Genomic DNA, 23,772 nt, shown 5'->3' with positions numbered 1-23,772 from the left:
CACGCGCCAGTGCAGCACGCTGGCGATGTCCTCGGCGTCCTCGAAGCCCCGGACGTGGACCAGCCGGGGCATGAGCTGGTCGAGGTCGTGGCGGTTGGCCTCGGCCCGGCGCATCTCGGTGATCAGGGCCCCGAACGCGGGCGAGCCCAGCGCGGCGTCCACCTGGTCGTCGGTGAGGCCGGATGCGGTGAGCAGGCTCGCCCACCGGTCGTGCTGCGCGGTGTCGGCGATGGTCTCGTACTCGGCCGCGAGCTGCCGGATGGACCCCCAGCGTTCCTGCTCGGCGGCGATGGTCTCGTGCGCCGAGAGTTCGGCACCGACATGCTGGAGCACACCATAGAGCACGCTGCGGGCGGTCGCGTCGGGGTTGTCGGAGGGGTGCGGGGCCACGTGCGCGTCGTCCACCGGATCGATGGCGACATAGGCGTGGTTCTCGTGGCGGCCGCGCGTCATGGAGACGTAGAAGTTCTCCCGTGTCGTCGTAGCGGTGGCTACGACGTGCGAGGTGTCGGTGGTGACGCCCTGGGCGCGGTGCGCGGTGATCGCGTAGCCCAGATCTACATGCTCGGCCACGTAGGCGGCGGGCAGCACCATGGCGCCGCCGAAGCGGCGGCCTTCGGGCCGGATCGTGATCGAGCCGTCCCGGCCGACATGGGCCACGCTCCACCGGTCGCCGTTGCGCACATAGGCCCTCCCGTTCTTCGAGCGCAGCCGGCGGTCGTTGCGGCGGGTGATGATCCGGTCGCCCCTCGCCAGTCTCGTGCCATCGTGTAGTTCGGCCTCCCGGCCGGGCGTGATCGTGCCGTCCAGGATCAGGTCGGCGCGGGCGCGCTGGTTGAGCTGGGTGACCGTCTCGCGGGTCTCCGCCACCAGGATCGACGCCAAACCCTGCCCGATGTCTCGCTGCCAGGCCGTGTAGGCGGCGTCGACCATCTGCTCCTGCTCGCCGCCGTGGACGCGCCCGTGGTCGATGAGGGTGTCGATGGCGCGGGTGCGGCCGTGGCGCAAATCGAGCGAGCTGGTCTTCTCCCACGGTTGTGTGAACCGGTGGACGTCGGTGAGTTCGGGGGCGTCATGACGCTCGTTGACGAGCATGGCGAACGCGCCGCCGGCGTCGACCGATTGCAACTGCGACCAGTCGCCCACCAGCAGCACCTTCGCGCCCGTCTGCTGGGCGACGGCGGTGATGCGGTCGAGGGAGCCGGTGCCGGCCAGGGAGGCCTCGTCGAGGATGACGAGCTGGCCCGGGTGGAAGGTCGCGCCCCGGTGCAGGTGCAGCTGCCACCAGCGGGCCGTGTTCGCCGTCTCGATGCCGAGTTCTTCTCCGAGCACCTGCGCCGCCGCCTCGGACGGGGCCAGGCCGAGCACGCTGCCGTCGCCGTGCTCGCTCTCCCACATCCGGCGCAGCGCGTTCATGGCCGTGGTCTTCCCGGCCCCGGCGGGGCCCACCAGCACATCGACCATGCGGCCGGACAGGGCGATCCGGGTGAGCGCCTCGACCTGATCGGGGCCGAGGATGCGGCCTTCCCTGTCCGGCCTGCTCGTGACGGTCTCGATGGTCTGCAATGCGATGGTGGGGCCGGTCTGATGGTTGGCGCGGGCGAGGAGTCGGTCTTCGGCGGCGAGCAGGTCCTCGGTCGAGTAGAGCACCGCAGCCCGGTCGCGGAACCGGCTGGACCCGTCGGGCCGCTGGAAGAGCGCCGGGCTTGACGCGAGTTCGGGCGGGGTCAGGCGAAGCGATACCTGTTCGGCGGCGTCGGTGACCATCCCGGTGACCGCCTCCCGGTCCCCGGCGGTGGCGAAGCGCAGGCCCATGAGCTGTCTGCTGGCTTCGGCGTGCAGGTTCCAGCGCCGCCACGTCGAGCGCTTCTCGCCCACCACCGCCACCACCTCTCGGCCCAGTTCGCTGATCGCGTCCAGCGGTATGTCGTCGGCGCGCAGCAGCCCGCCATGCTCAGTGCTGCTGGTGGTGAGGGTGTGCGCCCAGCCGGTCGCGTCCTCGCCCAGGAGCAGGTCGGCGCGGGCGCGCCAGTCGCGGGTCAGGTCCGCCAGGGAATGCACGTGCTTCTCGGGTCTGGTGGCCAGCGTGGCCTGCGCGCGCAGTCTGATGATCGTCCTGGTCGAGGGCCGGCGGCCGTGCCGCTCGACGTGGCGGGCGATGAGCCTCTGGGTTTCGTCCTCGATGTCGCGGGAGCGTGAGGAGAACTCGTCGATCAGCGCGTCGGGCACCGGGGCCAGCTCCCACGCCGGGCTGCGGTCGCGGCCCCGCTCGCGCGCCTCCCATGCCAGACCGAGCATGCCGGTGATCCGGTCGGCCAGGGTCGCGTTGTACAGCTCGGACAGGGCGACGATCGACGCGTGCACCGGCCGGCCGGCCAGGGTGCGCCACTTCTGGTCCTGCACGGTGAAGACCTTGTTGCTCACCACGACGTGCGTGTGCAGCTGGGGGTCGCCCGCCCGGGAGTCGTAGTGGTCGAACGCGGTCGCCACCACGCCGGCGACATCCACGTGGGCGACCGATCCCTCCGGGCCGGCCGCGCCCACGCGGGTGGTCGCAACCTCGCGCTCGAAGAACGCAATCACCTGCGCAACCGCCGTGTGGTGCGCGTCCGCGATCAGGGCCTGCGTGCCGGCGTCTGCAACCCCCCACAGCACCGAGAGCGATTTCGGCACCGAAAACGTCAGGTCGTAGCCGGCGACCGCGCGCCGGGTGCCCTTGTCGTGCTCCTCAGCCTCGATCAGCGCGATTCGCTCGGCACGGCCCGCCGGGCCAAGACCATCATCGAGCGCATCGATACGCCGGTCGATGCGCTCCTGCACGCTCGTGTACTTCCGGTACGGCGAGCCCAGGGCCTGGCCGGTGATGGGGTCGTGGCCCATGCCGATCAGCAGCTGGAGCTGGGCCTCGGACACCCGGCCGCCGGATTCGAGCTCCCCGTGGCCCAGGCGCGAGAGGCCGGCGCCCAGCCAGAAGCCGGGCGGGGTGCCCTCCTCGGCGTAGTACCGGGTCAGCGGGGTCGAGAGCGACCGGTCGCCGTCGCCGGCCGCGACCGTGCGCAGCAGGTACTCGTACCCGTCGCCGGCGCTCATCACTCGCATCGAAACCGTCATGCCAGGCAGGTGAACCCCCGCCGCCCCGGCCACCAGCCAGGCACCCGCCACGGCCGCCCGCTAACGCGTTGAAAGAAGTGTGGCAGGCCAGAAGACGGCGCTGAGAGCCGGAACGACGACGGTCGGGCGGCGGCGAGACGGGCAGCCGAGAAGGCCGCGAATCCCGGAGGCTTCGCGGTGGGCCGACGGGCGCTCATCGTCGGGCAGACGGCAGTGGCGGGCGTGGAGGGTCGTGCACCTGACAGGTGACCAGCCCGGCAGCAGCTCAGGAGAAGTCGCTGTCGGGGTCGCCCGTCACGGGGAGCCCTCATGCACGACACCACTCACTCGCCCCGGCTTCGGGTCGGGTCGCTGTTCAGCGGCTACGGTGGCCTCGACCTGGCCGTCGAGCACGCCTTCAACGCCCAGACCATCTGGTCTTCCGAGATCAACCAGCCCGTCGCCGAGCTGTTCGCCCATCACTGGCCGGACGCGCCGAACCTGGGCGACATCACCGCCATCGACTGGAATCAGGTCGAGCCGGTGGACATCCTCATCGGCGGGTTTCCCTGCCAGGACGTGAGCACGGCCGGCAAGAAGGCGGGTTTGAAGCCCGGCACTCGTTCTGGTCTGTGGTCGCATATGGCCGAAGCCATCGACGCGCTGCAACCGGAGTGGGTCGTCATCGAGAACGTGCGCGGACTGCTCTCCGCGACCGCCATCCGACTCCCAACGCAAGGAGACAACAATGAGCAATGCAACCCCGACCTCGCAACCCCTGCGGATGCAACCCTTCGCGACCTGGGACCCGACCCGTGGCATCTGGCAGACGGCGCAGCTCGACCTCTGCGGGCTATGGGAGCCGGCATGTCGCCCTCGTGGTTATGTTGACCGGTGTCGCCGGGCCGCGTGGCTGCTGGGCTCGGGGGCTTTGCCGGTCAACATAACCATCGGCGCTGTTGGCGGGGTTCGCTTGATCTGACTGGGCGGTCACGGTGATCGTCTGGCGTCAGGTCAAGGAGGACCGAGATGGTGATTCATCGTGATCAACGCCGCGCGGACACGCGTGTCGTGCTGGACGAGTTCGAAGGGTGGCTGCTGCGGGAGCGATCGACGCAGGATCGCACCGCCGCCGCTTACACGGCCCGTGTCGCGGGCTTCGTGGAGTGGCTGCCCGCACCGGTCGATGACACGCTGCGGGCGCTGACGGCCGCGACCGTGATCGAGTGGGTGAACCTCGAAGCCGCCCGCGGGTTGAAGGCGTCGACGCTGGGTAAGCAGATGGTGATGCTGCGCTCGTTTCTGCAGTTCTGCCACCGCACGGGCCGAACCGGCCAGGACTTCGCCGGCGTGGTTCCGCATGCCGCCGCATGGCGGCTCTCATCGATCCCTGACCCGGTCCCTGCCGGGACGATCGAGATGCTGTTCGACAGTCTCGATCCGCGCTCCCCGAAGGGGTTGCGGGACCGGGCGATCTTGCTGCTGCTGACCGGACTCGGACTGCGGGCCTGCGAGATCGCCGGCCTGCGGCTGGGCGATATCGGCTGGCAGACCGGCAGCCTCCGCATCCACGGGAAGGGCGACCGGGTCGACGAGCTCCCGCTGCCCGACGAGGTCGGGAAAGCGCTGGAAGACTATGTCCTGAACGGTCGCGGCGGCCTTGTTGAAGGTGACGAGGTGTTCTGGACCGTGATCGCGCCGGTCCAGCCGTTGACAGCGAACGGGGTCTGCGGCGCTGTTCGACAGCTCTGCGTGAACGCGGGTGTCACGAAGTTCGGCCCGCACCGGCTGCGGCAGACGTTCGCGACCGGGGCACTCGCCTCGGGCGCGACGCTGCAGGAAGTCCAGGGGCTGCTGCGGCACGCGCATCTGCGCACGACCGCGATCTACGCGAAAGTCGACACGAACCGGCTCACGCAGCTCGTCTCGGAATGGCCGAGTGCGGCATCGGGCAGGTGGACGCGATGAGCGATCTGCGCGCCCTCGCGGACAGCTACCTCGCGACCCGGCGGGCGCTGGGGTTCAAGCTGACCGCACCGGGCAAGACGCTCGACGCGTTCGTGACCTGGATGGACGAACACGGCGAGCCGACGATCCGCCGCGACCTGGCCACCGAGTGGGTCTTGCAGTTCTCCCGCCGCACGGTCTCGGAACGCCTCAACCACATCCGCCAGTTCGCCCAGCACGCCGCCTGGTTCGACCCCGCTACGGAGATTCCGCTGGTCGACGGCAACCCCTACGGCAGTCACCGTGCTCACCCGATGATTCTCACCCCGCCGCAGGTCGACGCGCTGCTGTCGGCGGCGGGCCGGCTGAGCCCGACGGTCCGCGCGGCGTCCTGGCAGACACTTCTCGGGCTGCTGACCGTGACCGGGCTACGGATCAGCGAGGCCCGGAATCTCAACGACACCGATATCACCGCCGATGAGGACAGCGACGGCGGCTGGCTGCGGGTCACAGACACGAAGTTCGGCAAGTCCCGGCTCGTTCCGATCCATGCCTCGACACTGGCCGCGACCCGGAGGTTCCAGCGGCTTCGGGATCGCACGTTCCCAGAACCGAAGACCACGGCCGTGTTCGTCGCGCGTCGCGGCACCCGGATCGCGAGATCGACCGCGGGCCAGACGTTCCAAGAGATCCGCACGATGGCGGGCCTGTCTGGCGGGCCGACCCAGCCCGCAGTGAGGCTGCATGATCTGCGGCACTCGTTCGCGACGAACACGCTCATCGAACACATCCGCGCAGGCGGAGACGTCGATCAGATGATGCCAGTGCTCTCGACCTGGCTCGGCCATGTCAGCCCGGAATCCACCTACTGGTATCTCTCGAACACGCCCGAACTCGCCGCCGCTCTCGCCGAACGCATCCAGAACGCAGGAGCCGGCCATGAGTGACCTCGCACCGCTGCTGCAGAGCTTCTTCACCGACAAGCTCGACCGGCACCTGAACGCCAGTGTTCATACGAAAGCCGCTTACGCCGACACGTTCCGGCTGCTGTTGCTCTATGCCCAGGACGCGACCGGCGTCGCCCCGTCCGGGCTGACGTTGGCCGACTTGAACGCGGACCTGGTCGGCGGATTCCTGCAACATCTGGAGACCGTCCGAGGGAACTCCGCGGCGACCCGCAACGCCCGCCGGGCGGCACTGCGGTCGTTCTTCACCTACGCCAGCTACCGCGCCCCGGACTCGATCGCCACGATCAGCCAGGTCCTCGCGATCCCCGCGAAACGAACAAAGACCACCCTCGTCTCGTTCCTCACCGTCCCCGAGGCCGAGGCTCTGATCGGCGCGCCGGACACGGATACATGGCTCGGCAGGCGCGACAGGCTCCTGCTGCACCTGGGCATCCAGACCGGGCTCCGCGTCAGCGAACTGGTCAGCCTCCGCATCAGCGACATCCAGATCGGGCTGCGCAGTCAGCTCGAATGCGTCGGCAAGGGACGCAAACAGCGTGTCATCCCGCTCCAGAAAAACACCACCACGCTCTTGACCGCCTGGTTCCGCGAGCTCCCCGCCGCACCCGACACGCCCTTGTTCCCTTCCCACGTAGGGACGCCCCTGACCAGGGTCGCGGTCGGCAAACTCGTCGCCCGGCACGCGGCGACCGCGGCAGGACGATGTCCTTCAATCGCCGCGAAGAACGTCACCCCGCACACGCTGCGGCACACCTGCGCGATGAGCTTCCTCCACGCCGGGATCGACACCGCGAGCATCGCGCTCTGGCTCGGGCACGCGAACATCCAGACCACGCAGATCTACCTCCACGCCGATCTGGAACTCAAACGCCGAACCCTCGACCGGCTCCCCACCATCGACGAACAGCCGCCAGCCCGCTATCAAGCCTCCGACGCGCTACTCGCGTTCCTCAAGAACCAATGACACGGCCGATGGTTATGTTGACCGGCAAAGCCCCCGAGCCCAGCAGCCACGCGGCCCGGCGACACCGGTCAACATAACCACGAGGGCGACATACCGGCGCTTATGCGGAATTCCGCATAAGTGATGTACTCGGCGATCTGGCCGACCTGCGGATGTCTGCGCGATGGGTCGGCATACCCGCTGCCCTTGTCGGCGCTCCCCACCACCGGTTTCGCGTCTTCATCCTCGCCCATCGTCAGATTCCGCACGCCCCTGGCCTCGGACTCGCAATGGGGCGGAGAGAGCCTGGAGCACGTACGAGCGCGTCGAGGCACGATCGCGCTCTCGCACCAGATCATCGACCTCGCCCTGAACGGGCCGCATGGCTCAGCGAACAGGAGCGGCGAATCGGAGACCCTGTGGCCCCTGATCGAGCAACTCTTCGACAATGGGGACGCTACGGTTCAGCCATCGCCCGCTGGCAGCGCATCACCGGACGACAAGCCCCAGCACCCGCGCTCCTGAACCAGACCGAAGGCCCACGCCCAGCGCCGGCCTTCGTCGAATGGCTCATGGGACTGCCCCAAGGATGGGTCACCGACCCCCAGCACAGCGAACTGACCAACAGCCAGCAGATCACCGTCCTCGGCAACGGCGTCCTCCCACTGCAAGCCGCCACGGCGATCGATTCACTGCGACTGCTCCCGCGCTAGTCGGCTTTCGTGCTGCCTCTTCACTTTATGATGCTGGGGCTTGTGGGCTCCAAGTTGCGAAGGATTACTTTGCAATTCGGTCGGACAGGTGGGATGCGTGGCCGATGGCCTGATTGAGTAGGTCGTTGACATGCTCATCGAAGAGCCGGTAGTAGATGTTCCGTCCTTGACGGTCGCCGGTCACGAGATTCAGGTGGCGCAGCAGCCGCAGGTGATTCGATACCGCTGCCTGTGCCGATCTCAGCCTCTCGCACAGCTCGCTGACTGTGGCGGGACCTTCAAGCAAACAGCTAAGAATCCGCAGCCGCAGCGGCGAGGCCAAGGCCCGCATGACCTCGGCGAGATACTGCGCGTCCTCCTCGCTGAGAGTGGGCATGCTCGGGGTCGTCTGGGTCTTCTTCATGAGAATCATTCTACAGGCGACACCCCACAACATGATATTTACATATCCAAATATTATGATGTACTGTTGTGTGTATGAACACTACTTCAGATGTCAAGCAAGAACACGGCACGTCCAACATCGAGCTGTGGTTCGCTATCCTCGCAGGAGCAACATACGCGGCCGGGATGGTCTCCGAATACATTCTGCGTGTACCCCTGGTGGGGCTGCCCTTGGCCTTCTTCCTCGCTACGTACTTCTTCGGCGGGTTCTTCACCTTCAAGGAGGCGATCGCCTCGACCTTGCGTGGCAAGTTCGAGGTCGACTTCCTGATGTTGGTCGCCGCCATAGGGGCGGGCGCTATCGGCAAATGGGGCGAGGGGGCGGTGCTGCTGTTCCTGTTCTCCTTGGGACACGCGCTGGAAGCTTACGCCATGGGTCGAGCGAGCAGGTCGATCGAGTCGCTCGCCCAGCTTGCGCCGCGCACGGCGCTCGTGCGGCGGGACGGCGCAGAGGCGGTCGAAGTGCCGGTCGAAGACCTGCGCGTCGGCGATGTGGTCGTTGTGCGCCCGAACTCACGGATTTCCGCCGATGGATTCGTGATCTCGGGAATGTCAGCTGTGGATCAGTCGGCAGTCACGGGCGAATCCATTCCTGTAGAGAAGGAGCCTGTGGCCGATCCGCAGCGAGACATGCGGAACGCCGACGCCATTCCCGCCGCAAACAAGGTCTTTGCGGGCACCGTCAACGGCAGCGGAGCGCTGGAAATCCAGGTGAGCGCGACCGCAGCCGACTCGACCCTCAGCCGCGTTGTCGAACTGGTGACCAGCACCGACCAGACCGCCTCGCCGACCCAGTTGTTCATCGACCGGTTCCAACGCTGGTACGTTCCCGCAGTCATCCTCGGCGTCATCGCCACACTACTCGTCTCGTGGCTAGTTCTCAGCAACGGTTTCAAAGACGCGTTCTATCTCGCTATGACCGTACTCGTCGCCGCCAGCCCTTGCGCCTTGGCCATAGCCACGCCAGCGGCGGTGCTCGCCGGCATTGCTAGGGCGGCACGCGCCGGGGTGCTGGTCAAGGGCGGCGCTCCGCTGGAGACCCTCGGACGCGTCAAAGCCATCGCCTTCGACAAGACCGGGACTCTGACCTGGGGCACGCCCAGCGTGACGGCCCTCAAACCGGTTCCAGGGCCTGCTGGCGAAGCGCTCGTCCCGGTTCTCGTCGCCGTCGAGTCCCTGAGCGACCACCCGCTGGCTACAGCCATCGTCCGTGATTTGACCAGCCGGATTCCAGTTGACCAGACACTCAAAGCCGCCGACCTGCACGCCGTGACGGGACGCGGCCTGACCGCCACTGTTGACGGCAAGCCCGTGCAAGTGGGCAACCTGCGCATGTTCAGCGAACAAGGGCTGGACCTGCCGACCGGGCTCCAAGAGAGCTATTGCCAAACCCAGAACAGTGGTCAGACCACCATGATCGTACGCTACGACGGGAATTTCCTAGGCCTGGTCGGTGTGATGGATCAGGCGCGCCGTGAATCGATCCAGGTCATGAAGGCGCTGCGCGAATCCGGCGTCGATCAGATGGTCATGATCTCCGGCGACAACCAGCCTGTCGTCGACGCCGTAGGACGCGAGGTCGGAGTCGATGTCGCGCTGGGAGGCCTGCTGCCCGAAGACAAGGTCACCCAGATCAGCACACTGCGTGAACAGCACCAGCCCATCGCCATGGTCGGCGACGGCGTGAATGACGCCCCAGCCATGGCCAAAGCCGACGTGGCTATAGCCATGGGAGCCGCAGGCTCGGCGGTGGCACTGGAAACCTGCGACATCGCGCTGATGAGCGACGACCTGGGCCGGGTACCGTTCGGTGTCAGACTGAGCCGGGCCACCAGCCGGATCATTGCACAGAACCTCGCCGCCAGCATGCTGGTTGTTGTTTTCCTAATCATAATGACCTTCAGCGGGCTCAATATCGGCCTGGTCGTCCTGATACACGAAGGCTCCACCCTGCTCGTCGTAGCCAATGCACTGCGCCTGCTTAACTTCCAACCCGGCAAGGAACACTATGGCATCGATCACGAAGAGAGCCCTCTCCAACTTCAATCCGGAAGCCAAGCCAAGGCCGAAACTCTTTGAATTGGCGATCCTGGGCGAGGACGTCCATACGTCGAGCCCCAGCTTGGACGAGTGAGTGCGGGGCAACGGTCTGACCTGGCACTGAAGAAGCACTTCGTGAACAGGTGGCGATGAGATGACCAGTCGATGGGACAGCAGCGAAAGCCTGGCAAGCCGCCCGTTGCAAGCAGCGACGGCGATTCTGGAATCGCTGGTCGGCCCGGTGGCCTTTGATTGCGTGCAGCTTGCCGTGGTTCGCGATGGCTCGGCGATTGTGTGCTCTCAGTTCGGCCAGCGGCCGGCCACCGTCGGGGATGCGTTGCTGCTGTGTGCCAACACGCTGTGCGCTGTCGAGCCTGAGGACCGCTGCACTGTCACGCTCGTTCGCATCGACACGGACTACCTGATCGGCCAGGTGTTCTGGGAGCATGTCGGTCTCCTGTCTGACCGGCTTGACGCGCGGGAGCTGGCCGGAAAGCTCTATCTCGAACCCGTCCAACTGCTCCGCATCGGCATTGAGCAGCTTGACCGGATCGCGCCGTGGTTGGACGAGCTGGTCTGCCTGACAGGCACCGGCCATAGCATCAAGCGGTTCAACCGCGTCCAGGCGATGTGGTTCCTTATCGCTGATGTGATTACGCCGTTCGTCAAGGTCTCTCCGGTGCGCTTGTCGCCGTCTCAGCGAGAGCGGCTGCGGCCCACCATGCCCCGGCATCGCCGGTTCGCGCCGCTGCGACCCGAGGCCATGCAGGTCGCCGAGCTGGAGCGAAACGACCTCGCTCATCATTGGACGGTCAAAGAGCTGGCTGACCGTGTCCACCTGTCAGAGTCCTGGCTTTCGCATGTGTTCGCTGACGCCTACGGCAAGACGCCGATAGCCTACTTGACGATGCTCAGGATCGAAGAGCTGGCCCGCCTGTTGCGGGAGACCAACCTGCTGGTCGAGAACGCCATCGAGAAGGTCGGCTGGCACAGCATGGGCTACGCAATCCGCGCGTTCCATGCCTACGTCGGCATGACGCCCGGCACGTACCGGCGCACGCACAACGCCTTGGCGTGACTTACCCGAAACTCTAGTCAATCTCCTCAGTGCTGGGGCATTCCCCGGTCTGGTCTCCTGTGTCGCTTGGTTTTCGGGTATGTCTGTTAGTTCTCGCTGGGTTGTTCGGGTTGCCGTGGCGGGTGCGGCCGCTTGTTTCTTGGTCTGCTCCTTCTTCTGCTTCTCGGATTGCCTGGCGTACCTCACAGTCGCATGACCGCCCTCTTGTCTGGGGTGGTCCCCGACCGGAGGGAGGTCCCCACATGGCGACGAAAGAGGAGACACGGGCCGCGCGCGAGGCGCGGCTGGAGGAACTGCACGGGCAGCTGACGGGCGCGGTCGAAGGACTGGTGACCGGCGATGACTGGGCGCGGGCGCTCTCGTTTGCGGCTAGGTTCCGTTCGCGCAGTTTCAACAACACGCTGCTGATCTGGGCCCAGCACGAGCAGGCGTTCGAGCAGGGCCGCGTGCCCGACCCCTACCCGACCTTGGTGGCGGGCTACCGGCAGTGGCAGGCTCTGGGCCGCCAGGTCGCCCGGGGCCAGGCGGGCTACATGATCTATGCGCCGGTCACCGCCCGCTTCGCCTCCGCGAACCCGTCCGACCCGATGTCGTGGCGGCGTCTGGCACCGCGCGAGAAGCGCAAGGCGGGCGAGGTGGAGCGTTCGCGCATGGTGGGCGTCAAGCCCGCCTACGTGTGGGACGTGAGCCAGACCGACGGCACGCCGATCCCCGAACCACCCGCCCCGACACTGCTGGAAGGCCAGGCCCCGGAAGGGCTGTGGGACGGGTTGGCCACACAAGTGAAGGCGGCGGGCTTCGAGCTGACGCAAGTTCCCGACGCGGCGTCGATTGTTGGGACGAATGGGCTGACCGACTACATGGCGAAGACCGTCTCGGTGCGGTCGGATATGCCTGAGGCGGCGCGGGTCAAGACGCTGGCGCACGAGCTGGCGCATGTGCTCCTGTACGGCCCCAATAATCCCGACGCCGTGCGGCATCGTGGCGTGGCGGAAGTGGAGGCCGAGTCGGTGGCCTTGATGGTGGGCGCGGCGCACGGCATGGATACCAGCGGCTACACCGTGCCCTACGTGTCCGGGTGGGCCGCCTCCGTCAAGGACACGAGCCCGGTGGAGGTCGTCAAGGCGACGGGCGAGCGCGTGCGCAAGACGGCGCTCGGCATCCTCGACCGGCTCGACACCATGAAGGTGGGCGACGGCACCCCACCCGGACTCGACAAGGCCGCCACAGTGGATGGCCCACGCCGAACGGCGTCACGCAAGCCGCCAGCTCCTCCCGTCGAGCGCGAGCGGGTTGGAGCCGGTGAGCCGGCTGCTGCGGGACGGAGGCTGTGATGGCCACGCACCTTCTCATCTTCGCATTCAGGAGCCTCTCGTCCGATCCCGCTACTGCCGCGCGTCAGCTGGCCGGGGCTGGTGTGCCGGTGTTCGCGTGCGTTCCCGGCGGCAAGCGGCCGCTTCCGGGTAGCCGCGGCTTCCTCGACGCCACCACCAACCCTGCACCGATCGAGTCATGGTGGCGGCGGGTGCCAACAGCGAATCTCGCCATCCCCACCGGACAGACATCCGGTGTCGTGGTGGTGGATGTCGACGTGCACGGCGTCAACGGCTTCGAGGCGCTGCGTCGTGCTCGTGAGGCTGGTCTGCTGCCGGTGCCGTTGGCGGTGGTGCGCACCCCGTCGGGCGGCATGCACCTCTACTACCCGGCCAGCGAGGTCGTCGAGCAGCGGTCGTGGCAGGCGGCGCGGGTCGGGATCGATTTCCGTGGCGACGGCGGCTATATCGTCACCCCACCCTCGACGGTCCCAGTGAACGGCGTGCTGCGCGCGTATGAGGTGGTCGAGCTGCACGCCGACAGTCAGCCGGTGGACGCGACAAGGCTGCGGAATTTCCTCGGCCCCAAGCCAGCCGAGCAGACACACATCCGACAGCCTGTGTTGTCTTCGGCGGATGCGGTGGATCGGATTGTGTCGTGGGTGGGCACGCTGGTGGAGGGCGAGCGGAACCGGGGCCTGTTCTGGGCCGCCTGCCGCCTCGCCGAACACGGGCTGCCGCCTGTTGAAGCGTTCGACGCTTTGCGTGACCCCGCGCAGACGGTCGGGCTCTCGGAGCGGGAGGTCGCGGTGACGGTGCGCTCGGCCTACCGCACCACCCAGCCCACGCCCGTCAGCAGCACTTCATCGCCCGACTCCTTTGCACGTCGTGACCCTCAGCACGCCTCACCGGCAAGGAGGCTGCCATGACTGGGATGAGAAGCCGCCGGTGGGCGGCAAGGACCGCTGTGGCGGGGACGTGTGTGATCGCGTTGGGCGCGTTCTGGCTGTCCTTCACCGCACTGGCCGACCTCGCCGCCCGCTCCGGGATCGCGTCAGGCCAGGCGTGGGCGTGGCCGCTGATCGTGGACGGGATCATCGTGGTCGCCACCGTCTCCGTCGTCGCCCTGGCCGGGCAGAAGCGCGCGTGGTATCCGTGGATGCTCCTGGCCGGCGGGGCCTTGATCTCGGTGACCGCCAACGCCGTGCACGCCATCGTCTCCGCCGACACCAGCGTGCCTAGCATTCTGGCCGCGGCGGTCGCCGCCGTCCCGCCCATCGTGCTCCTGGCCATCACCCATCTGACGGTCATCCTCACCCGCACACCCGACGAACCCGCCGAGACGCCGCGAATCGCCGTCCATCAAGTCTCGGCACCGGACGAGGCTCCGCGTCCCGCACCAGCCGAGACAACGCCAGAACTCCCGAGTGTCGAGCACATCCCGGAACTCGGCCAGACATTCAGCGAGATCGAGTCGCTTACGGAGAACGTCGAGAGGAAGCCGACTACCGACGCGCCCCCTATTGAAGAGTCCACCGGCGGCGATTCACTGGCCGGAGAGTCGCCGTCGGATCGGCGCGAGCGGGCGCAGGAGCTGCGTGAGTCTGGTTGGTCGAACAAGCGGATCGCCCGGCATCTGGGCGTGCATGCCTCGACGGTGGGCCGCTGGTTCGCGCTCGCGCACCCCATTACTGGAATCGAATCGGATACGGCAGGAGATGAACCATGAACAAGCACACACCAGCGATGAACCCCATCAAGACGCGAGAGACGCCCGATGGAGTCGAAAACGAGCAGACCCGTCTCGACGCGCACGCGACTGTGCTGGCCTCAGAGCCGACGGCCGTCCAAGAGGCCGAAACTCGCAACGCTGTAGCCGCGGCAGAAGAGACGGCTGAGAGCGTCGTGGTGCCGGATGCGGTCAAGACGGATGCGTCCCGCCAGACGGTCAAGGAGAAGGTGGATTCGGCGCGGGCGCGTGGGGTCGAGTGGGTGCGGGCCTCCGATCTGCTCTCGCGCGGCACCGGCCGCATCGCATGGACGGGCATCCGCTTGCACCAGGCCGCCGGAACCCGCACCCGACGCGGCCTCGCGGCCAGCGCGAAGGCGGTGTCGAGGCGGGTGCGTGAGCTGCCGCCGGTCTCGGCGTTCGGACGCCGCGCGGCTTCGGTTTCGGCCGCGACCCGTTCCGGGGTGGGGATGCGGTGATGACCCATGAACACGCTTCGACCGGTCTGGCCCCGCCCATCCAGGGAGCCGGTGCGCACCAGCCTCCCAGGAGGCACATACACCATGAGACCCACACCCCAGCACACCGCCACCAGTGGCGAGGATGATTTCCGTACCGGCGAGGGCCTGCGCGCCCTCCTGACCCGCCTGCACCAGGCCGGCCCGGGCGCGTGGCGGCGCGACCCGGTGGCCGCGGAGCTGATGACGTTCACCGCCGAGAAATACTCTGCCCTGGCCCATAAGCATGGGCTGGATGCGTGGGAGGCGGCCGGGGCCGCGTTCGACGTGATGCGCACCCGCGCCGCCCGCACCGCCGATGATCCGTGGGCGGTGGTCACGCACGCCGTGCGCATCACCTGCATCGCCGAGCAGCGCGCCCAAGGCCTCCTGTGCTCCACCCACCAGGCCCGCCGCCCCCAGGTCTCCCGGTTCCATGATCCCGAGCGGTTCTCCGAACGCGAGAACCTGCTGACGGACTACCATCCCGCCTTCCACGTCCACGACCAGCACGCCGACGAACAGCCAGACCATGAGGACACCGGGCTGGTCGTGGCGGTGGTCGAGGATGCGGTGGCGCTGTTCGCGCTGCTGAGCTGGCCCGAAGGCACCGCGGCCACGGCGATCGGGCACGTGTGCGACGCCCTGGCCCGCCTCGGCTCCCGCGCCAGCACGTACGAGGCGCTGCGCCGCGACCGGCACGCACGGGCATTGCTGGATGTGCCGGCGGTGTCGTGGACGGGCCTGCTGCGCGTCCTGCTCGGCAGCCCCGACGCCGCCTATTCGGCCACCGGGCGCGGCCAGGGCATCCTGCTGCGTCTGCTGTTGGGCGAGCGGCTGGTCGACCTGCTGGCCGACGACGAACTCGTCGCCCTCATCGTCTTGTCGGCACCCGGCAGTCCGGGCGTGCGGGGTGCGTGATGAACACGGCGAGCGGGCATATCGAGCTGGACCGGGCGGTCGCCTCCATCCGCGTGGGCCAGCGGCACCGCCGCGACCTGGGCGACCTCAACGCCCTCGTCGCCTCGATCCAGCGCGAGGGCCTGTTGCAGCCCATCACCATCACCCCCGACGGCCTCCTCGTGTGCGGGGCGCGCAGGCTCGCCGCAGTGCGGGCTCTTGGGTGGAAGACGGTGAACGTGTGGGTGCGCTCCGCCATCAGCGACCGCCTCGCGCATTTATTGGCCGAGCAGGACGACAACATGCTGCACAAGGAACTCACCCCGCTGGAAGCCGAAGCCCTGTACAGGGAGATCAAGCAATTGCTCGCCGAGGACGCCTCCCGACGGCAGACCGCCAGCCGGTTCAGCGCGGACAATCAGCCGGGAAGTGACGGTCCCGGAAAATTTCCGGCACCGTCGGAAGCACACGGCGACGCCCGCGAACAAGCCGCGGCGACCATCCCCGGCGGAGCGTCCTACAAGACCTTGGAGAAGGTCGGCTACCTACGCGAGATCGCCGCCAACCCCACACTCTCCGACGAGATCAGGCAGCAGGCTGCCGACGGCCTGGCCCAGATCGAGGCCGACGCGCCGGTGCACCCCATCTACCAAGCCATCCGGTCGGCGGTGGATGCCGCCAGGCAGGATCGCGACGCCCAATTGCACCGGCTGGCCGACGAGGCGCTGGCGCGGGTCAAAGACGACCCGAAGAAACAACGGCAGGCCCCGGCGCGGCGGCAAGCTGTGCCTGCGCGTTATCCGGTGCGGGCGTTCAACCTGACCTGGGGCGAGCTGTACGAGTGGTGGGAGCGCTACGACTTCGACCTGCTGGCCCGCGAACTCACCGAGGAGCAGGCCGAGGCGTTCTACGCCACCGCCGAAGGCACCGCCACCGCAGCCCACAAGCTCCGAGCACTGCGCGACCAGCGCGATGGGCAGCCCCGCCTCCACGCGCTCTGACCGTTCGCGGGGCGCGCTGCGTACCTGCCGGGCATGAAGACTTCACCTGATTCCCGTTCCCATGTCCGCCTGTACGCGCTCATCGCCGCCGCCCTCGTCCTCGCGCTGCTGGCCGGGGTGGGCGTCTACGGCCTGCTCGCCGGGCCCACGCGCCAACCCTCGTCCCCGCCGTCCGCCTCGCCTGCTCCTGGGCCATCTGCATCAGCGAGTCCATCGCCAACGGTGGCGAGGCCGCCGGCCGTGAAGGGGTCGCGGGACCCGGACGTGTTCGCCCGCAACCTCGCCACCTCCTTGTTCACGTGGGATACCGCCAGCGGCCTGTTCCCGTTGGACTACAGCGCTTCGATTCTCGCGGTCGGCGATCCCACCGGCATGGAGCAGGCCGGACTTGCCTCGGATGTGGCGGCGTATCTGCCGTCGCGCGAGCAGTGGGTCGAACTGCGCAAGCACGCCACCCGCCAATCCCTCACGATCACGCGCTCGTATGTGCCCGAAGCATGGCATGAGGCAGTGCGCCAGGCCCAGCCGGGCCAGATACCGTCCGGGGCGACGGCCGTCACCATCCACGGCACCCGGCACCGAAACGGCGAGTGGAACGGCCGGCCGGTGGGCGAGGACTTCGCGGTGTCGTTCACCGTGTTCCTCGCCTGCCCGACAGGCGGCTCGTGTCATGCGCTGCGCCTGTCCCAGCTCGACAATCCCCTGAAGTAGCCGGTGGCTGTCATGGTGAAGAAGCTCGCTCTCGCCGCGTTGGCGCTGCTCCTGCTCGGCCCGTTCCTGCTGCTGGTGGGTGTGGGCCTGCTGGCCAGCCCGGCGGCCGGCGCCGCCTGCACCGCGCCGGGTGGTCTGAACGTCGGCCCCGTGCCCGGCTCCCTGACCGTGACCACTCGGGACGGCTCCACCTTCACCCTCAACAAGGCGCAGCTCACCCATGCGGCGACGATCATCGCGGTGGGCTCGAAGATTCAGGGGGTGACGCGTGACGGGGTGCAGATCGCGCTCATGGCCGCCCTGACCGAATCGACCCTGCGGATGCTGTCGAACACCGGCACCTACCCCGAGAGCGCCAATTACCCGAACGACGGGGACGGCGGGGACCACGATTCGCTGGGCCTGTTCCAGATGCGCCCCCAATCCGGCTGGGGCAGCGTCAAAGAGTTGATGGACCCGGCGTATCAGTTGCGGGCGTTCTTCGGCGGGCCCACCGGCCCGAACTATCCCTCGCCGCGCGGACTCCTAGACATCCCCGGCTGGCAGACGATGGACAAGGGCCAAGCCGCGCAGGCCGTCGAAGTCTCCGCCTATCCGGACCGCTACCAGAACTACGAGCCGACGGCCAAGACGATCCTCGACACGCTCACCACGCCAGCGGCCAGCAGCGACGACAAGCCGAACGCGGCGATCCCCGAGACGCCGCGGGTCGTGTTCCCGCTGCCGCAGGGCAGCTGGGTGCTGACCTCGCCGTTCGGCTACCGGACCCATCCGATCACGGGCGAGCGGAGCCTGCACGAGGGCACCGACTACGCCGCCCCCGACGGCACCCCCATCTACGCGGCCGCCGACGGCATCGTGGCGGTCGCCGACTACTCGGATGCGTGGGGCGGGCATATCGTCATCGATCACACGGTAGACGGCAAGCCGGTCTCGACCGGGTACATCCACATGTGGAAGACCGGCATCCACGTCACGGTCGGCCAGAAGGTCACCGCCGGGCAGCGCATCGGCGACGTCGGCTCCTCGGGCCGTTCCACCGGGCCCCACCTGCACTTCGAGGTCCGGCCCGGCGGGCGCGAGCCCATCGACCCGGACCAGTGGCTCACAGCCCACGGCGCCACCAGCCAGACCGGCAGCGACACGGACGCGGGCAGCAGCAGCGGATGCTCCTCCAACGCTCCCGGCGGGACCGCCACCCCGATCGGCGGGGACGGGGGCCGGCTGGTGGATGACCCGACCAGCGAGGGGCGGATCACCGCACGCAGTGCCCAGATCATGGACCAGGCCAAGACGGCGTTCCCGGACACGGCGTGGGCGTGCTGGTCGCCGCGCCCCGGCCAAAAGTCCGAGCACCCCCTCGGGCGGGCGTGCGACGTGACCTTCGGCAACCCCATCGGCACCCGACCCACCAGCAGCCAGCTGGAGGCGGGCTGGCGGACGACGAACTGGCTCAAGGACAACGCCGAGACCCTAGGCGTCGAGTATCTGATCTGGCAGGGCAGAATCTGGTCCCTCGGCCGCGACTCAGAGGGCTGGCGATCGTACAACGGCGGAGGCATGCACGACCCCACCGACGTTACCGGCGGCCACTGGGACCACCTGCACATCACCGTCAAAGAATAGGTCCTTGCTTCGGAGCCCAGCGGAAACGGTCGCGCCGTCATGCCGTCTTGTCGGGCTCGGGTGCGGTCTGGGCAGCGGGTCGCTGGGCGGCGCGGATGCCGTTGAGGATCACGAGCACTTCGGCGACCTCGTGGACGAGGACGACCCCGGCCAGTCCGAGCACGCCGAAGAGCGCGAGCGGGAAGAGGGTGACGATGATCGCCAAGGCGAGTCCGATGTTCACGGTCATGATCCGCCGGCCGCGGCGTGCGTGGGCAAGGGCGGCCGGGATGAGCCGCAGGTCGTCGCCGGTGAAGGCCACGTCGGCGGACTCGATGGCGGCGGCCGATCCCTTGGCGCCCATGGCGATGCCGACGGTGGCGGTAGCCAGCGCGGGTGTGTCGTTGATGCCGTCGCCGACCATGGCCGTCGGCCCTTTGCTCGCGAGGGAAGCGACGGCCTCGGCCTTGTCGCGGGGCAGCTGTCCGGCTTTCACGTCGCTGATGCCCGCCTGGGCGGCGAGGGCGTGCGCGGTGCGTGGGTTGTCGCCGGTGAGCATGACCGTGGCGATGCCCATGGCGTCCAGCATGGCGATGGTCTGGGCGGATTCGGGCCGCAGCTCGTCGCGCACGCCGATCAGACCGGCGATGGCACCGTCGGTCTCGACGGCGACGACGGTGATGCCCTGGGCGGCCATGCGTTCGGCCGCCTCCCCGTATTCGCCGGGGTCCAGCCAGCGGGTGTTGCCCACCCGGACCTTGGTGATCCCGGCGGTGCCGCTCAGCCCGTGTCCGGCGTCCTCCTCGATGTCGCGGCCGGCCGGAGCCTCTGGGGATGCGGCCGTGATCGCGGCGGCGAGCGGATGGCTGCTGGAGGTCTCCAGTGCCGCGGCGAAGGCCAAGAGCTCCTGCTCCGGGTATTGGTTGGAGGCGACTTCGACGACCTGGGGCTCGCCGCGGGTGAGGGTGCCGGTCTTGTCCAGGGCTACGGTGCTGATGGTGCCGAGTTGCTCGAAGGCCTGGCCGGACTTGATGACCACGCCGTACTTAGAGGCCGAGCCGATGGCGCTGATGACGGTGACCGGTACCGCGATGGCCATGGCGCACGGCGAGGCGGCGACCAGCACAACCAGGGCGCGTTCGATCCACAGTCCCGGGTCGCCCACGATGAACCCGAACACGGCGATCAGCGCGGCGATGATCAGCACGGCGGGCACGAGGGGGCGGGCGATGCGGTCGGCGAGCCGGGCCCGTTCGCCCTTCTTCGCGTGGGCCTGCTCGACCAGGGCCACGATCTGGGTCAACGAGTTGTCGCGTCCGTCGGCGGTCGCCTCGATGAGCAGCGTGCCCGAGCCGTTGACCGATCCGGCCAGCACCTGGTCGCCAGGCTCGACGGAAACGGGAATCGATTCGCCGGTCACCGCCGAGGTGTCCAGGCTGGAACGGCCCTGGGCGACGACGCCGTCGGTGGCGACCCGGTCGCCGGCACCGACCACGAGCAGATCGAGTTCGCGTATCCGGGCGACCGGGATCGTCTCCTCGGCCCCGTTCCGCTCGACTCGTGCGGTGTCCGGGATGAGCGACAGCAGGGCGCGCAGCCCTTCCTTGGCCCGGTCCATCGCCCGGTCCTCCAGGGCCTCGGACAGAGAGAACAGGAATGCCAGGGCGGCGGCCTCGCCGACATGGCCCAGGATCACCGCGCCCACCGCGGCGATGGTCATCAGCAGACCCACACCGATGCGGCCGTGGATCAGGCGCAGCAGCGTGCCGGGCACGAACGTGTATGCGCCGGAGAGCAGCGCGACCCAGTGCAGCACGGTTGCCGCCGTGCCCAGGCCAGACCATTGCAGGCCGTAGCCCGCGACCAGTGCCGCGCCGGAGATCGCAGAGGGCAGCAACGCCAGGTCACGCCACCACGGCGGGCGCACCGCCTCCTCATCGTCGTCCTTCGACGCGCCGAACAGCGGCGCGGGATTCGGGCCGCAGCATGCGTCGCCATCATCAGCCACGGGCCGAGCACACTCCCGCGACTCGTCGAGTCCTGCCGCCGATGGTTCGTCGTGGTCGCAGCAGCCGCATGAAGGGGCCGCGGACTGACGCGGCACCCGGGTCAGCGACACGGGACTCTTCGCGCTAGCGGACCTCTCGGCCCCGCAGCACTCGTCACTCATGGATCGCCACCGCCTCGCCGCTGTCCTGCGGGGCCTTGGCCCCGCAGCCGGGCGTGGCGCACTCGGGATCCAGGCACACCTCGTTCTCGTCGACGGCCAGCGTCACATCCACCAGCGCGGTCAGCGCGGCCGTCAGATGGGGGTCGGCGATCTCGTAGCGCGTGCGCCGCCCCTCCGGCTCGGCCACGACGATGCCGCAGCCGCGCAGACACGACAGGTGGTTCGACACGTTCGTGCGCGAAAGCCCGAGCTCGCGCGCCAGCACCGCCGGATAGCTCGGCGCCTCCAGGAGCGCCAGCAGAATACGCGATCTCGTCGGGTCCGCCATCGCGCGGCCCAACCGGTTCATCGCATCAACCCTCGAAGCAATAGTCAGCATACAATGACCATACATCAACCGCTGACCATACAGCAAACGATGACCATTCATGAGAGTGTCGCCTGACCGCCAAAGGAAACCATCTCAGCCGCGCCATCCGGCGGGGCGGCCGGTGCGCACCTGCCAGCAGAGCCCATACCCGGCCGCAGCACCGCATCAAGGAATCGACGCTGCCGCCAAACCTAGCGAGGTGGCAACAATGAATGTGTTTCCTGATTTCAGCGGCCTGACTGGCATCGACAGCCTGCGCGATGTCGTGGGCGCGCTGCTGACCATCACCCTGGTCGCCGCCGTCGCCGCGCTCATCGCCTCGGGGGTGGTGTGGGCGTTCGGCGCCTCGAATGGCAACTACCAGCTCGCCTCGCGCGGGCGCACCGGCGTGCTCGTCGCCCTGGGCGTCGCGGTCATGACCGGCGGCGGCGGCGCATTGCTGAACTGGCTGATCGGCGTCGGCCAGCAACTCTAGCCAGCGGCTCATCTCGCTTCTCAGCTCTTTCTTGCTGCCCGTCCTCCAACTCGGAGGGCGGGCGCTTTCCATGTCTGGGGCTCGGGGTGTGGGGGCGCACCTGTCTGGGGACATAACGCTGCCGCCCGCATTCCGGTGGGCGGCCCCTCTTGGATTGGAGCCCGTCATGCACGACCTCATCACCACTGCTTTCGCCCGGAGTGTGGGCATCGTGGCGTTGGACATCAACATCACCCCGAACACGGACGGCCTGCCCGGCATCGCCCAGCTGCGCACGATCGTGGGCGCGGTCATGACCGTCGGCCTCATCCTGTCCGTGCTCGCCCTGATCATTTCGGCGATCGTGTGGGGCTTCGGCGCCAACAGCTCCAACCCGCACCTGACCAGCCGGGGCAAGGTCGGCGTGCTCGTCTCCTGCGGGGCGGCGGTGATCTGCGGGGCCGCGGTCACGCTCATCAACTTCTTCTGGAACGTCGGTCAGGCCGTATGAGCCAGCACTTCGATCCGAAGGGAGGCTGGTGATGGGCGTGTGCGATGTCCCCGTCATCTCCAATGTGTGCGACGTGGCCGGAGAAGCCGCAGCCACGCTGGTGTCGGCGCCGTTCGAGTGGCTGGCCGCCGCGATGGGCGAGGCCGCCAGCTGGCTGTTCAAAGCCGTCTGGACGGTGTTCGATACGACCACGTTGGTGGACGTGGCGCGTCCCGAGTACGTGAAGGTGTACAACCTCATCTTCGGCATCGGCGCCACCCTCATGCTCCTGTTCTTCCTCCTCCAGCTCATCACCGGACTGATCCACCGCGACCCCGGCGCCCTGACCCGCGCCGCCCTCGGTCTGGCGCGCAGCGTGTTGTGCTCGTTCCTGGTCATCACGCTGGTGGGTTTGGCGTTGCAGATCACCGACCAGCTGTCCACCGGCATCATCCAGGCCGCCGGCGAAACCACGGCGAGCATGGGCGACAAGATCGCCGCGCTCGTGGCCGGGCTGGGCGGGCTGACCATGGCCTCGCCCGGCGTCGGCGCCATATTGATCATCTTCCTGGCCGGGCTGGCCATCGCCTCGTCCGCCATCGTCTGGCTGTCTCTATTGATCCGCAAGGCGCTGCTGCTGGTGGCGGTCGTGCTGGCCCCCTTGGCGTTCTCCGGGTCCTCCTGGGACGCCGCGAAAGGCTGGATCGGCAAGTGGGCGATGTTCGTCCTCGCCCTGATCCTGTCGAAATTGGTGCTGGTGGTCATCTTCCTGGTCGCCGTCACCCAGGTCTCCGCCCCCATCTCCACCGACCTGGCGTCGGTCTCGGACCCGCTGGCCGGCATCGTGCTCATGGCCCTGGCCGGCTTCAGCCCGTACATGGTCTACCGGTTCCTCTCCTTCGTGGGCGTGGATTTGTACAACCAGATGGGCGCCGAACAGGACGCCAAGAGCGCCCTGAACCGGCCGCTGCCCATCCCCGCCACGGGATCGGGCGACGGGCCCAAGAAAATCCTCGACGGCAGCGCCAGCAACAGCGGAGACGGCGGCAACGGCGGTTCGTCGCCGGCCGCTCCCGCACCAAGCGCCCCCTCGTCGGGCGGCCAAGGTGCTGCCGCATCCGGTGGCGCAGGAGCCTCTGCCGGGACCGGCGCATCGAGCGGTGCCGCATCTTCTGGCGCAGGAGCGTCCGGAGGTGCTGCGGCAACCGGGAGTGGAGCGGGCGCATCCAGTGGCGCGGCTGCGGGTGGCGCTGCGGTTGCGGCCCCGGTGGCGGGGGCGGTGGTCGTGGCGAAGGAGGCCGCCACCGCC

Annotated in this window: 23 protein-coding genes; 18 read left to right on the top strand and 5 right to left on the bottom strand. The window is 68.2% G+C overall.

What is annotated here, in order from left to right:
- Nucleotides 1-3,099: MobF family relaxase (mobF, locus tag BISU_RS11350; RefSeq protein ID WP_324606623.1), on the bottom strand; the 3,099-nt coding region annotated here is incomplete at its 3' end.
- Between the two features lie 321 nt (nucleotides 3,100-3,420).
- On the opposite strand from mobF, the gene BISU_RS11345 reads away from it, so the two are divergent.
- From BISU_RS11345 to BISU_RS11330, 4 genes are all read left to right on the top strand, one after another.
- A complete protein-coding gene (locus BISU_RS11345; protein ID WP_024463554.1) occupies nucleotides 3,421-3,981 on the top strand; it encodes a DNA cytosine methyltransferase in 561 nt (186 codons plus the stop codon).
- Nucleotides 3,982-4,119: 138 nt separating this feature from the next.
- Nucleotides 4,120-5,058, top strand: a complete 939-nt coding sequence (locus BISU_RS11340) for a tyrosine-type recombinase/integrase (protein ID WP_024463553.1) — start codon at nucleotides 4,120-4,122, stop codon at nucleotides 5,056-5,058.
- Nucleotides 5,055-5,984, top strand: coding sequence for a tyrosine-type recombinase/integrase (locus tag BISU_RS11335; RefSeq protein WP_024463552.1), 930 nt, complete (start codon nucleotides 5,055-5,057; stop codon nucleotides 5,982-5,984). The genes BISU_RS11340 and BISU_RS11335 overlap by 4 nt, the downstream gene beginning before the upstream one ends.
- Nucleotides 5,977-6,969, top strand: a complete 993-nt coding sequence (locus tag BISU_RS11330) for a tyrosine-type recombinase/integrase (protein WP_024463551.1) — start codon at nucleotides 5,977-5,979, stop codon at nucleotides 6,967-6,969. The genes BISU_RS11335 and BISU_RS11330 overlap by 8 nt, the downstream gene beginning before the upstream one ends.
- Nucleotides 6,970-7,037: 68 nt before the next feature.
- Here the strand turns inward: BISU_RS11330 and BISU_RS12730 are convergent, their stop codons facing one another.
- Nucleotides 7,038-7,202: a hypothetical protein gene (locus BISU_RS12730; protein ID WP_156100208.1), complete on the bottom strand. Its 165-nt coding sequence runs from the start codon at nucleotides 7,200-7,202 to the stop codon at nucleotides 7,038-7,040.
- Between the two features lie 165 nt (nucleotides 7,203-7,367).
- Between BISU_RS12730 and BISU_RS12725 the strand changes: the two genes are divergently transcribed.
- Complete coding sequence (locus BISU_RS12725) at nucleotides 7,368-7,661, top strand: hypothetical protein (protein ID WP_024463550.1); 294 nt, start codon at nucleotides 7,368-7,370, stop codon at nucleotides 7,659-7,661.
- A 64-nt stretch (nucleotides 7,662-7,725) separates the two neighbouring features.
- On the opposite strand, the gene BISU_RS11320 is transcribed toward BISU_RS12725, so the two are convergent.
- Complete coding sequence (locus BISU_RS11320) at nucleotides 7,726-8,064, bottom strand: ArsR/SmtB family transcription factor (RefSeq protein ID WP_226839147.1); 339 nt, start codon at nucleotides 8,062-8,064, stop codon at nucleotides 7,726-7,728.
- A gap of 74 nt (nucleotides 8,065-8,138) precedes the next feature.
- On the opposite strand from BISU_RS11320, the gene BISU_RS11315 reads away from it, so the two are divergent.
- The 10 genes from BISU_RS11315 (at nucleotide 8,139) to BISU_RS11270 (ending at nucleotide 19,000) form a co-directional block, all read left to right on the top strand.
- The gene (locus BISU_RS11315; protein WP_024463548.1) at nucleotides 8,139-10,184 is read left to right on the top strand and encodes a heavy metal translocating P-type ATPase; all 2,046 of its coding nucleotides are present in this window, start codon (nucleotides 8,139-8,141) and stop codon (nucleotides 10,182-10,184) included.
- A 115-nt stretch (nucleotides 10,185-10,299) separates the two neighbouring features.
- A complete protein-coding gene (locus BISU_RS11310; protein WP_081672699.1) occupies nucleotides 10,300-11,223 on the top strand; it encodes a helix-turn-helix transcriptional regulator in 924 nt (307 codons plus the stop codon).
- A 242-nt stretch (nucleotides 11,224-11,465) separates the two neighbouring features.
- Nucleotides 11,466-12,557, top strand: a complete 1,092-nt coding sequence (locus tag BISU_RS13015) for an ArdC-like ssDNA-binding domain-containing protein (RefSeq protein ID WP_024463546.1) — start codon at nucleotides 11,466-11,468, stop codon at nucleotides 12,555-12,557.
- Entirely contained in the window at nucleotides 12,557-13,465 is a 909-nt protein-coding gene (locus BISU_RS11300; protein WP_024463545.1) for a bifunctional DNA primase/polymerase, read from the top strand. The genes BISU_RS13015 and BISU_RS11300 overlap by 1 nt, the downstream gene beginning before the upstream one ends.
- Nucleotides 13,462-14,265 carry a DUF2637 domain-containing protein gene (locus BISU_RS11295; protein WP_024463544.1) on the top strand — a complete coding sequence of 268 codons (804 nt, stop codon included), beginning with the start codon at nucleotides 13,462-13,464 and terminating at the stop codon, nucleotides 14,263-14,265. The genes BISU_RS11300 and BISU_RS11295 overlap by 4 nt, the downstream gene beginning before the upstream one ends.
- Nucleotides 14,262-14,744 (top strand): hypothetical protein, encoded by a 483-nt coding sequence (locus tag BISU_RS11810; RefSeq protein ID WP_024463543.1) that lies wholly within the window; start codon nucleotides 14,262-14,264, stop codon nucleotides 14,742-14,744. The genes BISU_RS11295 and BISU_RS11810 overlap by 4 nt, the downstream gene beginning before the upstream one ends.
- An 84-nt stretch (nucleotides 14,745-14,828) precedes the next feature.
- The gene (locus tag BISU_RS11285) at nucleotides 14,829-15,683 is read left to right on the top strand and encodes a hypothetical protein (RefSeq protein WP_024463542.1); all 855 of its coding nucleotides are present in this window, start codon (nucleotides 14,829-14,831) and stop codon (nucleotides 15,681-15,683) included.
- Nucleotides 15,683-16,663: a ParB N-terminal domain-containing protein gene (locus BISU_RS11280; protein ID WP_024463541.1), complete on the top strand. Its 981-nt coding sequence runs from the start codon at nucleotides 15,683-15,685 to the stop codon at nucleotides 16,661-16,663. The genes BISU_RS11285 and BISU_RS11280 overlap by 1 nt, the downstream gene beginning before the upstream one ends.
- 33 nt (nucleotides 16,664-16,696) lie before the next feature.
- Entirely contained in the window at nucleotides 16,697-17,374 is a 678-nt protein-coding gene (locus BISU_RS11275) for a hypothetical protein (RefSeq protein WP_024463540.1), read from the top strand.
- 12 nt (nucleotides 17,375-17,386) lie between these two features.
- Nucleotides 17,387-19,000, top strand: coding sequence for a M23 family metallopeptidase (locus BISU_RS11270; protein ID WP_024463539.1), 1,614 nt, complete (start codon nucleotides 17,387-17,389; stop codon nucleotides 18,998-19,000).
- Between the two features lie 37 nt (nucleotides 19,001-19,037).
- Here the strand turns inward: BISU_RS11270 and BISU_RS11265 are convergent, their stop codons facing one another.
- Together BISU_RS11265 and cmtR are read right to left on the bottom strand one after the other, a co-directional pair.
- A complete protein-coding gene (locus tag BISU_RS11265) occupies nucleotides 19,038-20,987 on the bottom strand; it encodes a heavy metal translocating P-type ATPase (protein WP_226839148.1) in 1,950 nt (649 codons plus the stop codon).
- Nucleotides 20,988-21,141: 154 nt separating this feature from the next.
- Entirely contained in the window at nucleotides 21,142-21,543 is a 402-nt protein-coding gene (gene cmtR, locus BISU_RS11260) for a Cd(II)/Pb(II)-sensing metalloregulatory transcriptional regulator CmtR (protein WP_428829341.1), read from the bottom strand.
- A 184-nt stretch (nucleotides 21,544-21,727) separates the two neighbouring features.
- Between cmtR and BISU_RS11255 the strand changes: the two genes are divergently transcribed.
- The 3 genes from BISU_RS11255 to BISU_RS11245 all read left to right on the top strand — a co-directional run.
- Nucleotides 21,728-21,994 carry a DUF6112 family protein gene (locus BISU_RS11255; protein ID WP_024463536.1) on the top strand — a complete coding sequence of 89 codons (267 nt, stop codon included), beginning with the start codon at nucleotides 21,728-21,730 and terminating at the stop codon, nucleotides 21,992-21,994.
- Between the two features lie 166 nt (nucleotides 21,995-22,160).
- On the top strand, nucleotides 22,161-22,484 hold the full coding sequence (locus BISU_RS11250) for a DUF6112 family protein (protein ID WP_024463535.1): 324 nt from the start codon (nucleotides 22,161-22,163) through the stop codon (nucleotides 22,482-22,484).
- A gap of 37 nt (nucleotides 22,485-22,521) precedes the next feature.
- A partial coding sequence (locus tag BISU_RS11245; RefSeq protein ID WP_202805598.1) for a conjugal transfer protein TrbL occupies nucleotides 22,522-23,772 on the top strand: 1,251 nt, incomplete at its 3' end.

The sequence above is a fragment of the Bifidobacterium subtile genome (genome assembly GCF_000741775.1).
Lineage (GTDB): Bacteria > Actinomycetota > Actinomycetes > Actinomycetales > Bifidobacteriaceae > Bifidobacterium > Bifidobacterium subtile.
Note: the sequence above shows the minus strand (reverse complement) of the source record. Positions and strands in the feature narration are given on the sequence as shown.

Excerpts from the sequence above, each read along its gene's own strand:
- BISU_RS11345 (WP_024463554.1), top strand. The coding sequence starts at position 3,421 with ATGCACGACACCACTCACTCGCCCCGGCTTCGGGTCGGGTCGCTGTTC.
- BISU_RS11340 (WP_024463553.1), top strand. The coding sequence starts at position 4,120 with ATGGTGATTCATCGTGATCAACGCCGCGCGGACACGCGTGTCGTGCTG.
- BISU_RS11335 (WP_024463552.1), top strand. The coding sequence starts at position 5,055 with ATGAGCGATCTGCGCGCCCTCGCGGACAGCTACCTCGCGACCCGGCGG.
- BISU_RS11330 (WP_024463551.1), top strand. The coding sequence starts at position 5,977 with ATGAGTGACCTCGCACCGCTGCTGCAGAGCTTCTTCACCGACAAGCTC.
- BISU_RS12730 (WP_156100208.1), bottom strand. The coding sequence starts at position 7,202 with ATGGGCGAGGATGAAGACGCGAAACCGGTGGTGGGGAGCGCCGACAAG.
- BISU_RS11320 (WP_226839147.1), bottom strand. The coding sequence starts at position 8,064 with ATGAAGAAGACCCAGACGACCCCGAGCATGCCCACTCTCAGCGAGGAG.
- BISU_RS11315 (WP_024463548.1), top strand. The coding sequence starts at position 8,139 with ATGAACACTACTTCAGATGTCAAGCAAGAACACGGCACGTCCAACATC.
- BISU_RS11310 (WP_081672699.1), top strand. The coding sequence starts at position 10,300 with ATGACCAGTCGATGGGACAGCAGCGAAAGCCTGGCAAGCCGCCCGTTG.
- BISU_RS13015 (WP_024463546.1), top strand. The coding sequence starts at position 11,466 with ATGGCGACGAAAGAGGAGACACGGGCCGCGCGCGAGGCGCGGCTGGAG.
- BISU_RS11300 (WP_024463545.1), top strand. The coding sequence starts at position 12,557 with ATGGCCACGCACCTTCTCATCTTCGCATTCAGGAGCCTCTCGTCCGAT.
- BISU_RS11295 (WP_024463544.1), top strand. The coding sequence starts at position 13,462 with ATGACTGGGATGAGAAGCCGCCGGTGGGCGGCAAGGACCGCTGTGGCG.
- BISU_RS11810 (WP_024463543.1), top strand. The coding sequence starts at position 14,262 with ATGAACAAGCACACACCAGCGATGAACCCCATCAAGACGCGAGAGACG.
- BISU_RS11285 (WP_024463542.1), top strand. The coding sequence starts at position 14,829 with ATGAGACCCACACCCCAGCACACCGCCACCAGTGGCGAGGATGATTTC.
- BISU_RS11280 (WP_024463541.1), top strand. The coding sequence starts at position 15,683 with ATGAACACGGCGAGCGGGCATATCGAGCTGGACCGGGCGGTCGCCTCC.
- BISU_RS11275 (WP_024463540.1), top strand. The coding sequence starts at position 16,697 with ATGAAGACTTCACCTGATTCCCGTTCCCATGTCCGCCTGTACGCGCTC.
- BISU_RS11270 (WP_024463539.1), top strand. The coding sequence starts at position 17,387 with ATGGTGAAGAAGCTCGCTCTCGCCGCGTTGGCGCTGCTCCTGCTCGGC.
- cmtR (WP_428829341.1), bottom strand. The coding sequence starts at position 21,543 with ATGTATGGTCATTGTATGCTGACTATTGCTTCGAGGGTTGATGCGATG.
- BISU_RS11255 (WP_024463536.1), top strand. The coding sequence starts at position 21,728 with ATGAATGTGTTTCCTGATTTCAGCGGCCTGACTGGCATCGACAGCCTG.
- BISU_RS11250 (WP_024463535.1), top strand. The coding sequence starts at position 22,161 with ATGCACGACCTCATCACCACTGCTTTCGCCCGGAGTGTGGGCATCGTG.